14 protein-coding genes are annotated in these 12,845 nt (G+C 61.3%); 9 read left to right on the top strand and 5 right to left on the bottom strand.

Annotation, left to right across the window (positions count from 1 at the left end):
- The first annotated feature begins 103 nt into the window (after positions 1 to 103).
- Positions 104 to 526, top strand: coding sequence for a YlbF/YmcA family competence regulator (locus ACWUI2_RS07515; protein ID WP_486982239.1), 423 nt, complete (start codon positions 104 to 106; stop codon positions 524 to 526).
- 30 nt (positions 527 to 556) lie between these two features.
- Here the strand turns inward: ACWUI2_RS07515 and ACWUI2_RS07510 are convergent, their stop codons facing one another.
- Both ACWUI2_RS07510 and ACWUI2_RS07505 read right to left on the bottom strand, forming a co-directional pair.
- Entirely contained in the window at positions 557 to 952 is a 396-nt protein-coding gene (locus ACWUI2_RS07510) for a gamma-glutamylcyclotransferase family protein (protein WP_486982238.1), read from the bottom strand.
- Between the two features lie 129 nt (positions 953 to 1,081).
- Complete coding sequence (locus ACWUI2_RS07505) at positions 1,082 to 2,098, bottom strand: glutamine synthetase beta-grasp domain-containing protein (RefSeq protein WP_486982237.1); 1,017 nt, start codon at positions 2,096 to 2,098, stop codon at positions 1,082 to 1,084.
- Between the two features lie 190 nt (positions 2,099 to 2,288).
- Here ACWUI2_RS07505 and ACWUI2_RS07500 point away from each other — a divergent pair, with 190 nt between their 5' ends.
- Positions 2,289 to 2,720 carry a BUD32 family EKC/KEOPS complex subunit gene (locus ACWUI2_RS07500; RefSeq protein ID WP_486982236.1) on the top strand — a complete coding sequence of 144 codons (432 nt, stop codon included), beginning with the start codon at positions 2,289 to 2,291 and terminating at the stop codon, positions 2,718 to 2,720.
- The gene (locus ACWUI2_RS07495; RefSeq protein WP_486982235.1) at positions 2,707 to 3,585 is read left to right on the top strand and encodes a PP2C family protein-serine/threonine phosphatase; all 879 of its coding nucleotides are present in this window, start codon (positions 2,707 to 2,709) and stop codon (positions 3,583 to 3,585) included. Before ACWUI2_RS07500 ends, ACWUI2_RS07495 begins: the two co-directional genes overlap by 14 nt.
- Positions 3,586 to 4,001: 416 nt before the next feature.
- Here the strand turns inward: ACWUI2_RS07495 and ACWUI2_RS07490 are convergent, their stop codons facing one another.
- The 3 genes from ACWUI2_RS07490 to ACWUI2_RS07480 all read right to left on the bottom strand — a co-directional run bounded on the left by ACWUI2_RS07490 (position 4,002) and on the right by ACWUI2_RS07480 (position 7,004).
- The gene (locus ACWUI2_RS07490; RefSeq protein ID WP_486982234.1) at positions 4,002 to 4,940 is read right to left on the bottom strand and encodes a UDP-glucuronic acid decarboxylase family protein; all 939 of its coding nucleotides are present in this window, start codon (positions 4,938 to 4,940) and stop codon (positions 4,002 to 4,004) included.
- Positions 4,941 to 4,946: 6 nt separating this feature from the next.
- Positions 4,947 to 6,365 carry a type I glutamate--ammonia ligase gene (gene glnA, locus ACWUI2_RS07485; RefSeq protein ID WP_486982233.1) on the bottom strand — a complete coding sequence of 473 codons (1,419 nt, stop codon included), beginning with the start codon at positions 6,363 to 6,365 and terminating at the stop codon, positions 4,947 to 4,949.
- A 333-nt stretch (positions 6,366 to 6,698) separates the two neighbouring features.
- Positions 6,699 to 7,004: a gamma-butyrobetaine hydroxylase-like domain-containing protein gene (locus ACWUI2_RS07480; RefSeq protein ID WP_486982232.1), complete on the bottom strand. Its 306-nt coding sequence runs from the start codon at positions 7,002 to 7,004 to the stop codon at positions 6,699 to 6,701.
- A gap of 155 nt (positions 7,005 to 7,159) precedes the next feature.
- On the opposite strand from ACWUI2_RS07480, the gene bioA reads away from it, so the two are divergent.
- Genes bioA through ACWUI2_RS07450 form a run of 6 tightly spaced genes read left to right on the top strand, consistent with a single transcriptional unit; the run spans position 7,160 to position 12,787 of the window.
- Positions 7,160 to 8,560, top strand: coding sequence for an adenosylmethionine--8-amino-7-oxononanoate transaminase (gene bioA / locus ACWUI2_RS07475; RefSeq protein ID WP_486982231.1), 1,401 nt, complete (start codon positions 7,160 to 7,162; stop codon positions 8,558 to 8,560).
- 27 nt (positions 8,561 to 8,587) lie between these two features.
- Complete coding sequence (gene bioB / locus ACWUI2_RS07470; protein WP_486982230.1) at positions 8,588 to 9,595, top strand: biotin synthase BioB; 1,008 nt, start codon at positions 8,588 to 8,590, stop codon at positions 9,593 to 9,595.
- 48 nt (positions 9,596 to 9,643) lie between these two features.
- Positions 9,644 to 10,288, top strand: coding sequence for an ATP-dependent dethiobiotin synthetase BioD (gene bioD, locus ACWUI2_RS07465; protein WP_486982229.1), 645 nt, complete (start codon positions 9,644 to 9,646; stop codon positions 10,286 to 10,288).
- A gap of 41 nt (positions 10,289 to 10,329) precedes the next feature.
- Positions 10,330 to 11,481, top strand: coding sequence for an aminotransferase class I/II-fold pyridoxal phosphate-dependent enzyme (locus ACWUI2_RS07460; protein WP_486982228.1), 1,152 nt, complete (start codon positions 10,330 to 10,332; stop codon positions 11,479 to 11,481).
- Entirely contained in the window at positions 11,478 to 12,083 is a 606-nt protein-coding gene (locus ACWUI2_RS07455) for a hypothetical protein (protein WP_486982227.1), read from the top strand. The genes ACWUI2_RS07460 and ACWUI2_RS07455 overlap by 4 nt, the downstream gene beginning before the upstream one ends.
- The gene (locus ACWUI2_RS07450) at positions 12,080 to 12,787 is read left to right on the top strand and encodes a methyltransferase domain-containing protein (protein ID WP_486982226.1); all 708 of its coding nucleotides are present in this window, start codon (positions 12,080 to 12,082) and stop codon (positions 12,785 to 12,787) included. Before ACWUI2_RS07455 ends, ACWUI2_RS07450 begins: the two co-directional genes overlap by 4 nt.
- The last annotated feature ends 58 nt before the right edge of the window (positions 12,788 to 12,845 follow it).

Here is a 12,845-nt window from a genome sequence, read left to right as displayed (position 1 = left end):
ACGGTCAACGTCGCTACTTCCATTTCGCCACTCTAAATTCGGCATTCGAAATTTGCCTCCCTCGTTCTTGTAATCTGGGAAAAACGTGAGAGTATAACCCGCTATGTCCGTTACTGAATCGATCTCTGTTGAAGCGGCCGCCAACCAGTTGGCCGAAGCCATTAAGGAATCTTCCGAGTGGAAGAGCTTCCAATCCGTCAACGAATCCTTCGAAAAGGATCCGACTGTTTCCGGCCTGCTCGGCGAATACCGTCAGTTGGTCGCCCAGGTCCAAGGCGCCCATTCACAAGGGCTCGACACCTCCGGCGACATGCGCCAGCTGGAGCAACTCCAGATTCGGATCCAACAGAACCCGTTGTTCCAACAACGCGAACAGGCCGCCGACGCGATGCTCGGCGTCCTCGGACAAGCCAACGCCGCGCTCACCATCAATCTCGGCATCGATTTCGCGGCCAACGCCAAACCCCAGCAAGGGGGCGGCTGCTGCGGCGGTGGCGGAGAAAGCGGGGGCTGCGGCTGCGGTTGATCCGCTCCAGTTTGTTGTCCGAGGCCGGCGTCAGGTGATATCCCGCACCTTGCCCGCCTCACTGAATTTCCGCAATCGGGGCCTCCGGCACAGCCCGGGGGCTTCGAGCGCGAGAAAATAGGTCCACGCCCAAACCATCTCCTCCCCCATCGAGAACTGCTCGATCCGCCGCCGATAAAAGTGCGGATGGCCTTCCAAACGGTCGAGAGCCTCCCAGCCCGCGGACGGGATCCGGAAAATCTCCCCCTCGACCCGATACCCCTCCCCCGGCCGATCCAACAGATACGGCAGATCGGTCACCACCAACGGATACCGCTCCACCGTCGTAGCCTCCCCTTGAAATTCCCCGCCCAATTTCAGCAAGATCCAATGGTTCCCGAACCCCCGCAACAACGTCCCATACACAAAACAAAAATCACTCTTCATCTGCGCCCATCCGCGAAATCTGCGGTTATAAAAATCATCCGCGGTTCAGAAAAAAAAGCGGCGCCCCCGCAAAGGGGCGCCGCTTGAGGTTTCAACACACACACGAAACACAAAACATAATCGACCCACTTACTCGGTCGGGACCGTGTTGATGGTCCGGAGAACGCGGGCGCAGATCTGATATGGATCGGCCTGCGAATTCGGACGGCGGTCTTCCAAATAACCTTTGTAACCGTTGTTGACGAAACTGTGCGGCACGCGGATCGAAGCGCCCCGGTCGGCGATGCCCCAGGAGAACTTGTCGATCGACTGCGTTTCGTGGAAACCGGTCAACCGTTTTTCGTTGTCCGGGCCATACGCCGCGATGTGCTCGTCCTTGAACTTCTCGAAGGCTTCCATCAACTTCAGGAAATACTCCTTACCCCCGACTTCGCGCATATGCTTGGTCGAGAAGTTGCAGTGCATTCCAGAACCATTCCAGTCGCCGAGGAACGGCTTGCAGTGCCACTCCACGTCGACTTCGTAACGCTCGCAAAGACGGAGCAGCAGATAACGGGCAACCCACATGTCGTCGGCGCAGGCGCGGGAACCTTTGTCGAAGATCTGGAATTCCCACTGGCCTTTGGCCACCTCGGCGTTGATCCCTTCGTGGTTGATGCCGGCTTCCAAACAGAGTTCGAGGTGCTCCTCGACGATCTGACGAGCGATACTGCCGACGTTGGTGTAGCCGACGCCGGTGTAATATTCACCCTGCGGACTCGGGAAACCAAAATCGGTCGGCCAGCCGAGCGGACGGCGGTTTCTGAACAAAAAGTATTCCTGTTCGAGGCCGAACCAGGCGTCCGCATCATCTTCGATCGTCGCGCGATGGTTGCTCGGATGCGGCGTGACACCATCCGGCATCATCACCTCACACATCACGATAAAACCGTTCTTGCGTCCGGCGTCCGGATACAGGGCCACCGGCTTGAGCATGCAATCGGAGCTCTTGCCTTCGGCCTGCTTCGTCGAACTGCCGTCGAAACCCCACATCGGGCAGTCATCGACCGACTTCGGAGCTGAGGACGCGATGCGCGTTTTTCCACGGAGATTCGGCACCGGCGTGTAGCCGTCGAGCCAAATGTATTCGAGCTTGTATTTAGCCATATTGATTTAAGATTGTCGTTGGTCGAGATTGACGGAAGGGAAGCCCGCTTTCCTTTCACAGCAGCGGCGGCTACCAGACTTGCCAATCACTTAAGCAGATTGCGGGCCAACTTGGAAAAGAGCCTTGATTCTGTATCATTTTTGACAGTAAATCAGGGATCACCCCGTAATCCGATCAATTTTAACCAGTATGCAGGAGATCAAAGACACCCATCAGGCCACCGTCCACATCGGCTTCGATGGCCGAGTCCACAAAACCTACAACGGGACGATGGCCAAAGAACGGTTCGAAAACGAGTCGCGGGTCCTCCGTTACCTGGAAAAGAAGGGGTGCCCGTTCGTTCCCCGCCTTCTGGAAGCCGATGAAGAGAAACTGCGGATCGTCACCACCAACTGCGGCCACATCGTCTCCCGGATCAGCGACGACAAACTGAAGGAGTTGTTCGCGGAACTCGAATCATACGGCGTCCGCCACGAGGACGCCTTCGCCCGTAACGTCACCTACAACGCCCGCCTCGGCCGCTTCTGCCTGATCGATTTTGAATTCGCCACCATCCTCGAAACGGGCGAAACCCTCACGCTCGACCATCCCGGTTTCAAAAACCGCCATGAACTCAAGTAACGTTTCCAACGCCTCCGCCGCCCCCACCGGCCTCGCCACCCGCCTGCGCTGGTCCGGCTGCACCCACGTCGGCCGGGTCCGCAAGACCAACGAGGACGCCTTTCTCGCGCTCACCTTCGACCACCTTGCCGCCCACTATCTCGGCAAGGTCGGTGAGGCATCGCTCGAAATGGGCGACTTCGTGTTCGCGGTCAGCGACGGCATGGGCGGAGCCAACGCCGGGGAATTCGCCAGCAAAATCGCGGTCGACAAAATCAGCGAACTCCTTCCGCGGAGTTTCAAACTTTCCGCCATGGGGCTTTCCTCCGGCAACCACGAACTCCTCGGCGAAATCTTCTCCCGCACCCACGACTCGATCGAGGGAATGGGCTTCTTCTACGAGGAATGCCGCGGGATGGGGGCGACTTTGAGCCTCTGCTGGTTCACCCCCGAAGCCGCCATCTTCGGTCATATCGGCGACAGCCGGATCTACCACCTGCCCGCCGAGGGTGGAATCCACCAGGTCTCCAAAGACCACACTCACGTCGCCTGGCTCGTCGAAACCGGCCGGATCACCCCGGCCGAAGCCCGGGTCCATCCCCGGAAAAATCAATTGAATAAAGCCCTCGGAGCCAGCTTCCGAAACGCCGAACCGCAACTCGGCACGATCAAATACGAGCCGGGCGACCGCCTCCTCCTCTGCACCGACGGCATCCTCGACAGTTCCGGCCCGGCCGGACTGGAGGAACAAATCCGCCACCCCACTCCCCGCGAAGCGAACGTCCCGCCCGCCCAACGGATCGTCGACGACGCCGTCCGCGCCTCCGGCCGCGACAACTGCACCGCCATCGTCGTCGAAGTCCTCCCGCCGGAATCGACCGAGTAGGCCCTCCGCCGCACCAAACTCGCCCGCGTCGCCCCATGTCGCGGGGTTGGCTCCGCCGCCCCGTCGACCGATGCGGTCGAAATCCTCCGGGGATACCTGTCCCTCCCGGCAGCGACGCCGGACATCAATTTCCCCCGGTCGCCCCAGCCGCTGCTGTCGGGCGGCGGAGCCAACCCGACCACGCCAATGCCGGGAACGAAATTTTTGCCGTTAAGCCATCTCCATGGGGCACGTCGCCCATCGAGGTGTTCCCGCCCAACAATGTAGCGGGGTTGGCTTTGCCGCCCCGTCGACCGATGCGGTCGAAATCCTCCGGGGATACCTGTCCCTCCCGCCAGCGACGCCGGACGCCATTTCCCCCCGGCCGCCCCAGCCGCAGCTGTCGGGCGGCGGAGCCAACCCGACCACGCCAAAACTCAGGCCACGTCTCCGTGCTTCGCGAAGTATTCGATCGTCTTCAGTAAGCCTTTTTCCAACGGATACGTCGGCTCCCATCCGCCGAGGTGTTTGCGGGCCAGGGTGATGTCCGGTTTCCGCCGGACGGGATCGTCTTTCGGCAACGGCTGAAAACGGATCTTCGACTGGCTGCCGGTCAACTCGATCACTTTTTCCGCCAGCTCCAAAATAGTGAACTCTTCCGGGTTTCCCAAGTTCAACGGACCGACCGTTTCGGTCTGCTCCATGAACCGGACAAACCCGTCGATCAAGTCGTCCACATAACAAAAGGACCGGGTCTGCTCGCCTTTGCCATATATCGTAATGTCGTTGCCGCGAAGCGCCTGTACGATGAAATTCGATACGACTCGCCCGTCATTCGGCAGCATCCGGGGACCGTAGGTGTTGAAGATCCGGACCACCCGGATATCAACTTTGTTCTCCCGATGGTAATCGAAAAAGAGCGTTTCAGCGCAGCGCTTACCTTCATCGTAACAAGCCCGCGGACCGATCGGATTCACGTTCCCCCGGTATCCTTCCTCCTGCGGATGGACCTCCGGGTCGCCATAGACTTCCGAGGTCGAGGCTTGGAACACCCGGGCCTTGACTCGCTTCGCCAACCCGAGGCAATTGATCGACCCCATCACGGAGGTTTTTACCGTCTTGATCGGATTGTATTGGTAATGAACCGGCGAGGCCGGGCAGGCGAGGTTGTAGATTTGGTCGACTTCGACTTTGAACGGATCGGTAACATCGTGCCGGGCGAATTCGAACAACGGGTTCTCCATCAGGTGAAAGATGTTCTGCTTCCGGCCGGTGAAAAGGTTGTCCATGCAGATCACCTCATGCCCGTCTTTCAACAAACGTTCACACAAATGGCTTCCGAGAAAGCCGGCTCCCCCCGTCACTAGAATTCGCATGGCGTATCAGATATCGAAATACATGTGGAACTCGTGCGGATGGGGGCGCACCCGGACCGCATCGTATTCGTTGGTCTTCATCCGAATGAAGTTGTCGATGAAATCCTGGGTGAAGACATCCCCTTTCATCAAGAACTCGTGGTCGGCCCGCAACGCCTCCACCGCGCCGCGCAACGAGTCGGGCACCGTCGGCACCAAGGCGATTTCCTCGGGCGACAAATCGTAGAGGTTCTTGTCGATCGCCTCGCCCGGATCGATCTTGTTTTGCACGCCGTCGAGCCCGGCCATCAGGATCGCCGAGAAGGCGAGATACGGATTGGCCGACGGATCGGGGGTGCGGTATTCGATCCGTTTCGATTTCGGACTGATGCTATAGGTCGGAATCCGGATCGCCGCCGAGCGGTTGCGGGCCGAGTAGGCGAGGTTGACCGGCGCCTCGAACCCGGGGATCAACCGCTTGTAACTGTTGTTGGTCGGATTGCAGAGGGCGCACAACGCGGGCGCGTGCTTGAGGATTCCGCCGATGTAATTCAGCGCCAGTTCGCTCATCCCGGCGTAACCGTCGCCGGCGAAAAGCGGTTTGCCCCCTTTCCACAGCGAAGAATGGACGTGCATCCCGGAACCGTTGTCGCCGAACAGCGGCTTCGGCATGAAAGTCGCCGCCTTGCCGTGTTTGTGGGCGACGTTTTTGACCACGTATTTGTAGAGGCACATGGTATCACCCATCCGGAGCAGACTATCGAAAACGACGTCGATTTCGGCCTGACCGCCCGTCGCCACTTCGTGATGCTCCCGCTCGATCCGGATGCCGAGCTCGATCATGGTCAGAATCATCTCGTTGCGCAAATCGACCTGTTTGTCGGCGGGCGAAACCGGCAGGTATCCTTCCTTGTGACGGATCTTGTAGCCGAGGTTCGGAAACTCCTCCTTGCCGGAATTCCAAATCGCCTCCTCGGAATCGACCGAATAAAACGAGGAGTTGGCGGTCGTCCCATAGCGGACATCATCGAAAACGAAGAACTCCGCCTCCGGTCCGAAAAAGGCGGTGTCGGCGATCCCGGTCGATTTCAAATACGCCTCCGCCTTGATCGCCACCCCGCGCGGATCGCGTTCGTAAACCTCCATGGTCACCGGATCGACCACATCGCAAGCGAGGCTCAATGTGGTGAACGCCGAAAACGGATCGATGAAGGCGGTGTTCGGATCCGGTTTCACCAACATGTCGGAGGCCTCGATCGTCCGCCAACCCCGCACGCTCGACCCGTCGAATCCGAGCCCCTCCTCGAAAACCTCCTCTTTCAGTTCGGACAACGGCACGGAGAAATGCTGCCAGGAACCATGAATGTCGCAAAACTTGAAATCGACGATCTTCACGTCCTTGCTCTTGGCGAACTCGATAACTTCTTTCGGTGTTCTCTGCGTCATAGTGGTTCCTGATGATTGGAAGGGAATTGCCTCCCACTTCACACTAAATCCAATTCCCTGAAAAGAAAGGAATTCGGCAAAAACGCCCCCCGCTCAGAAAAGTCGCTCAACGAAACCGCACGACGACAACTTGGTTTTCGAGGCGAAGCCTCTTTGGAGTGCTCCGCGTCCCCGCGGAGCTTTCGTGCGCGCGGAATAGCTCCGGCCGTCGAATGACTGTCGAGCGCGCGGCTACCTCCGACCATTCCGAAAGCGGTGCGGGGACGCACCAGCACTCCAAAGCGCTTCGCGCGAAAACCTGCTTACCGGCTTTTTCGAATGCCCGCTACAGAATCAGGCCGCCTCGTCCCCCAGCTCGCGAAGCAACTGGAAACTGTAAAGCCCGCTGGAATGGCCGTCGCTGAAGTCGAACCGGACCGCGTAAGTCCCGACCACCTGCCACCCCTTCACCGTGACCCCCGGGAATTTCTTCGGGCCGTCGCCCCCGTAACGGTTGCCCAATACGTCGACTTCCCCCCGGGTCTCCGCGCTCGGCGAGCGCTCCCGGAGCAGTTCCATCGGAATGAAACTTTCACCGCCACCCTCCCAAAGAATGGCCACTTCCTTGCCAATGAGCTGGATATCACGAGGTCTTTCCATCCCGCCCACTCTCCCCCCTTCCCTTCCCAAACTCAAGCCCCCTTCCCCATTCATAATGCATCATTCCTAATTCATCATTCTCTCCAAATGTTAACCAAAACGCACTTTGCCCTTAACAATTCCCCCGAACCTGTGTTTTGTTAATCGACTCATCGATGATCCGGGAATGCGCGCCAGCCAGTGAAACCGAATTGCGCGAGTGGGATTTCACCCACTCCTGGCATCCGTTCGCCCAGATGCGGGAGTATTCCGCGGTCCCACCAATCCATATCGATTCCGGCGAAGGCGTCTGGCTGACCGATACCGCGGGCCGCCGCTACCTCGACGGCACGGCCTCGATCTGGACCAACGTCCACGGCCACAACGACCCCGACCTCAATCGCGCCCTCCGCGACCAACTCGACCGCGTCGCCCACTCCACGATGCTCGGCCTAACCCACCCCGCCGGTTCAAAGCTCGCCCGCAAACTCGCCGAGATCACCCCGGGCGATCTCAACCGCTCCTTTTTCAGCGACAACGGCTCCAACGCGGTCGAAATCGCCCTGAAAATGTCGTTCCAATACTGGCAACTCCGCGGCGAACCAGCCCGCCGCAAGGTCGTCTCGATGCGCCACAGTTACCACGGCGATACCTTCGGGACCATGGCCGTCGGCGACTCCGGCCTTTTCCACGACCGCTTCAGCCCGTGGTTTTTCCCGACCGACAAATTTCCCGCCCCGCTTTGCCACGAGCTCAACGGCCGCACCGTCGCCGCCGACCCCGCCGCAAGCCTCCGTAACCTTGAAGAACTTCTCGCGTCCCAAGGCGCCGAGACCGCCTGCCTGATCCTCGAACCGTCCGTCCAGGGCGCCGGCGGCATGCTCCAGCAACCGCCCGGCTTCGTCCGGGCTGTCGCGGACCTCTGCCGCCGCCACGGAATTCACCTGATCCTCGACGAGGTTTTCGTCGGCTTCGGCCGCCTCGGCTCCCTCCTCGTCTGCGCCGAGGAAGGGGTCACCCCCGACTTTCTCTGTCTGGCCAAAGGACTGACCGCCGGCTACCTTCCGCTCGCTGCCACCGTCGTCCGCGAACCGATCTACGAGGCCTTCCTCGGTCCCTACGAAAGCTACCGGGCCTTTTTCCACGGCCACACCTTCACCGGCAACCCCCTCGCCGCCGCCGTTTCCCTCGCCAACATCGAAAAACTGGAGCCGATGATCACATCCGGCCAGGTGGCCCGCGCCATCGTCGCCTTCGGCGCCGCCCTTGAATCCGCCTTCGCCGACCACCCGCACGTCCGCCAGGTCCGCCAACGCGGCCTCACCGCAGCCGTCGAACTCGCCCCCCACCGCAACCGCCCCGATCCGTTTCCCATCCCGGTCCGCGCCGGCCTCCAAGTCTGCCTCCAGGCCCGCGAACACGGTCTCCTCCTCCGCCCGCTCGGCGACACCCTTCTCCTGGTCCCGCCGATCTGCATCTCCCCCGAAGAAATCACTCTCCTCGTCGACCGAACACTCGCCGCCCTCAACCAAACCCTGGCAAAGTCCGAATTTCAAAATCCGAATTCCGAAATTTAAAATCCAAAATCTAAAATCCAAAATTCTATGACACTCGAACAAATCCGTGAGATCTATCATCTCCCCTTCACCACCTTGATCTTCCGCGCCCAACAGGTGCATCATCGCTACCAGGATCCGGCCGGGGTGCAACTTTCGACCCTCCAGTCGATCAAGACCGGCGCCTGCCCGGAAAACTGCAAATATTGTCCGCAGTCCGCCCATTACCATACCGAGTTGGAGCCGGAACCGCTGATGGACACGACGGCATTGATCGAAAAGGCCAAGGAAGCCAAGGCCGGGGGAGCTTCCCGCTTCTGCATGGGGGCGGCCTGGCGCGACGTTCGCGACGGACGTCAGTTCGACTCGGTCATCGACACCGTCCGCGGCGTCGCCGACCTCGGCCTAGAAGTCTGCTGCACCCTCGGGATGCTGCGCGAAGACCAGGCGGCCCGCCTCAAGGAGGCCGGCTGCGCGGTCTATAACCACAACTTGGATACGTCCCGCGAATTTTACCCGGAGATCATCACCACCCGCACCTACGACGACCGCCTCCAAACCCTCTCGAACGTCCGCCAGGCGGGCTTGGAAGTTTGCAGCGGCGGCATCCTCGGCATGGGGGAAACGATCGACGACCGACTGAAACTGCTGGCCGAACTCGCCTCGCTCGACCCGCAACCCGACTCGGTGCCGATCAACGCATTGGTCCCGGTCGAAGGCACCCCGCTCGACGAGCAGCAACCGGTCGATCCGTTCGAATTCGTCCGCATCATCGCCACCGCCCGGATCATCATGCCGAAGAGCATCGTCCGCCTTTCCGCCGGACGCACCGCCATGAGTGAGGAAACCCAAGCCCTCTGCTTCCTCGCCGGAGCCAACAGCATTTTCCTCGGCGAAAAGCTTCTGACCACGCCCAATCCGGAACGCTCGGAAGACCTCCGCCTCCTCGAACGACTCGGCCTCCATCCGCTCGATCCGCAAGCCGCCCGCGAATACCACCGCAACGGCGAGAAGTCCGCCTGCGCCGCCGCGGAACCGGAGGAAGCGCACGCCTGACCGGGGCCTTCGGACCTCGGCTTCATTTATTCTAAATCCTTCCTCCAGGTGCGCGTCATCTTTGTCACCGGCTCCGACACCGGCATCGGCAAAACCCGGGTGACGGCCGCCATCGGCCGTCTCCTCGGCCGCCCGGGCCTGCGTATCCAATTTATTAAACCAGTCGAGACCGGGCGCGCTCCCGGCGAACCCGGCGACGCCGACGACGCCCTCCACCGCAGCGGAGTCGCCGGCGCCACGGCCTTCACCTTGATCCGTTTCCCGCTCCCCCTCGCGCCGGTCGCGGCGGCCGAAGCGGCAGGGGCTCCGCCGCTTTCCATCGAAGGAATGCTTGAAAAATGGCGCGCCCTCCCTCCGGCCGAACTCCGCATCGTCGAAGGAGCCGGCGGAATCGCCGTCCCGCTCGACGCCGACGGCCATGACTGGACCGACTTCGCCCGGGCCATCGCCGCCGACCGGGTCGTTTTGGTCATCCCCGACCGCCTCGGGGCGATCAACCAGGGACGGCTCGCCGCCGCCTACGCGGCCCAACACCGCCTGCCGGCCGGACTCTGGCTCAACGAAACCGAACCGCAATCCGCCGAAATCCGCGATAGCAACCGACGCGGCCTTGCCACCCTCCCGGTCTGGGCCCGCCAGCGTTTCGACGCCCCCCTCCCGGAGGACCCGGACGGCGCCCGCAGTCGCTTCTAAAGATGGGATTTCAACTACTAATAAACAACTAATTCACACTAATGGAGACACTGCGAAAGCGCCTCGCGGACGGCTTGGAATCACGTCGCGAGACGGGGCTTCTTCGCTCCCTGGCGATACGGGAGGCTGGCTCTGATTGGTTGGAACTCTCCGACAACGATTATCTCGAGCTCGCCCGCGATCCGGCGGTGGTCGCCGCCGCCCGGGATGCCGCCGACCGCTTCGGATGTTCCGCTTCTGCCTCGCCGTTGGTCGCGGGTTACCGGACACCACACCAGCGTTTGGAAACGATGCTCTGCGAATGGCACGGTTTCCCTCACGGGATTGTCTGGAACAGTGGATACGCCGCGAATCATGCCGTGCTCAGTCTTCTGCCCCAGCCCGGCGACCTTGTTTTCGCCGACCGCCTGATCCACAACAGCATGATCGCCGGGATCCTCCACAGCGGCGCCCGGCTCGTCCGCTACCGTCACAATGACGTCGATCACCTCCGGGAATTACTTAAGAAGCATCCCCGCCCCGAGGGGGTTCGTTTCGTCGTCACCGAATCGATTTTCAGCATGGACGGCGACGCACCCGACCTCACCGCGATCGCCGCGCTGAAGGAGACCCATCCGTTTTGCTTCATCGTCGACGAGGCCCATGCCCTCGGCTGGTACGGCCCGAAAGGCGCCGGCCTCGCGGCGGAAACCGGGTGCATCCAAGCAGTCGACGTCCTTGTCGGCACCCTCGGTAAAGCGCTCGGCTCGCAGGGCGCCTATACATTGTTTCACGAATCCTGTTTCCGGGACCACCTGATCAACCACGCCGGCGAATTCATTTATTCGACCTATCTCAGCCCGATCGCCACCGCCGCGGCAACTGCCGCAGTCGAACGAACCCGGCAGCTTTCGGCCGACCAGCCGGTTTGGCGGAAGGCCTCCCGGATTTTCCGGCAACGCCTGCGGAAGGCAGGATGGGAAGTCCCCGAAGGAGATTCCCCGATCGTTCCAGTCATCGTCGGCGAAAGCGACCGGACGCTCGCCCTCGCGACCTTCCTCCGCGAAAACCGGGTTCACGTCGGAGCGATCCGTCCCCCGACCGTTCCGGCCGGCACCGGACGTCTCCGCGTTTCCCTGAAACGGGGCTTCACCCCCGAAACCGGCGCCCGCGTCGAAGGCCTCCTCCGCCAATGGCGCGCGCAACATCCATGAAATCGGAACGCTGGCTTTGGATTGGCGGCTGGGGATTGCCGCCCGGTTGGTTTTACGACCAGGTGAAACACGTGTATCCATCCGCGGAACACACCGTCCTGCCGCCGGTCCCGGGAAACGTCGCCGACCTCGACTGGAGCCATTACGACCGCATCGGCGGATATTCCCTCGGGGCGTTCCAGTTATTGAAGGCGGCGGAGACGATTCCGCTCCCGGTCCTGCTCGTCGCCCCGTTCTTCGCTTTTCCATCGGAGGCCGGACTCGGGGGACGATTCACCCGCACCCAGGTTCGTTACCTCATCCGCTGGATAAAACGGGATCCACTCCCGGCCCTCGAAGATTTCTACCGGCGCGCCGGGCTCGATCTGGGGAAACCGGATACACTTCCTTATTCGCTCGACGCGTTGCTCGACGGTCTCGACCAACTCGCCGACGACCGGATCGCATCTCCCGGACTCCCGGATCCCTGGGACGGATTCGTCGGCGACGCCGACCCGGTGGTGGATTCGAATATCCTCCATGAACTTGCCCCACGCCTCCGCATCGTCCCCGGGGTCGGACACGCTCCGGAACCGCTCTTGAAAGCCGCTTCCGTCCCATGAAAAGTTTCGACCGGGCCGCCCAAACCTACGAATCGTTCGGGTTCATCCAGCGGGAGATGGCTGCCTGGCTGGCCGAATGGAAGCCGAAACAAACAATCGGAGCCGCCTTGGAGGTCGCCTCCGGCACGGGACTTTTCACCCGGCATCTCCTCCCTTGGCAAGGCCCGTTCCTCGCCACCGACGCCGCCCCGGCGATGGTGGAGCACGGCCGGACCGCCCTCCCGAAAGTCGAATGGCAGACGGCTTCTGCCGACTCTCTTCCTGATGTATCCGTTGATTGGATTTTCTCTTCAAGCTTCCTGCAGTGGGCCGATGATCCCGTCCGGATGTTCGAGCACTGGAAGAGCCATCTGAATCCCAACGGCCGGATCCTCGCCGGATTTTTCGTCGCCCCGACGTTGGCTGAGCTCGAAAACGTTCTTCCCGGCGCTTCCCCGCTGGAATGGCGTCTCCCCGCCGCCTGGGAAGCGGCTCTGGCCCGGTCGGGCTTCCGTCTCCTGCGTTCCGAAGCGGTCGAGCGCGTATTCACTTTCCCAAACGCCCTCCATCTTCTCCGCACTCTCCACCGCATCGGCGCCGCCCCCGCCCGTCGTTTTCCGCCGGCGATTTTACGCCGCACCCTCCGCGCCTACGACGAACGATACACCGGTCGCGACGGAATCCGCTCCACGTGGACGTTCTTTCGCCTGGAGGCGGAAGGATAGACGATAGCTTGGCGCTCGCCGAATTCGCAGATGACACACCCCACCACTCTGGCGAGCG

The organism is Verruconatronum alginivorum (assembly GCF_056590205.1).
This window is presented reverse-complemented; position numbering and strand designations above follow the sequence as displayed.

Excerpts from the sequence above, each read along its gene's own strand:
- ACWUI2_RS07455 (WP_486982227.1), top strand. The coding sequence starts at position 11,478 with ATGAAATCGGAACGCTGGCTTTGGATTGGCGGCTGGGGATTGCCGCCC.
- ACWUI2_RS07515 (WP_486982239.1), top strand. The coding sequence starts at position 104 with ATGTCCGTTACTGAATCGATCTCTGTTGAAGCGGCCGCCAACCAGTTG.
- ACWUI2_RS07505 (WP_486982237.1), bottom strand. The coding sequence starts at position 2,098 with ATGGCTAAATACAAGCTCGAATACATTTGGCTCGACGGCTACACGCCG.
- ACWUI2_RS07495 (WP_486982235.1), top strand. The coding sequence starts at position 2,707 with ATGAACTCAAGTAACGTTTCCAACGCCTCCGCCGCCCCCACCGGCCTC.
- ACWUI2_RS07490 (WP_486982234.1), bottom strand. The coding sequence starts at position 4,940 with ATGCGAATTCTAGTGACGGGGGGAGCCGGCTTTCTCGGAAGCCATTTG.
- ACWUI2_RS07480 (WP_486982232.1), bottom strand. The coding sequence starts at position 7,004 with ATGGAAAGACCTCGTGATATCCAGCTCATTGGCAAGGAAGTGGCCATT.
- bioB (WP_486982230.1), top strand. The coding sequence starts at position 8,588 with ATGACACTCGAACAAATCCGTGAGATCTATCATCTCCCCTTCACCACC.
- glnA (WP_486982233.1), bottom strand. The coding sequence starts at position 6,365 with ATGACGCAGAGAACACCGAAAGAAGTTATCGAGTTCGCCAAGAGCAAG.
- ACWUI2_RS07510 (WP_486982238.1), bottom strand. The coding sequence starts at position 952 with ATGAAGAGTGATTTTTGTTTTGTGTATGGGACGTTGTTGCGGGGGTTC.
- bioA (WP_486982231.1), top strand. The coding sequence starts at position 7,160 with ATGATCCGGGAATGCGCGCCAGCCAGTGAAACCGAATTGCGCGAGTGG.
- ACWUI2_RS07500 (WP_486982236.1), top strand. The coding sequence starts at position 2,289 with ATGCAGGAGATCAAAGACACCCATCAGGCCACCGTCCACATCGGCTTC.
- ACWUI2_RS07460 (WP_486982228.1), top strand. The coding sequence starts at position 10,330 with ATGGAGACACTGCGAAAGCGCCTCGCGGACGGCTTGGAATCACGTCGC.
- ACWUI2_RS07450 (WP_486982226.1), top strand. The coding sequence starts at position 12,080 with ATGAAAAGTTTCGACCGGGCCGCCCAAACCTACGAATCGTTCGGGTTC.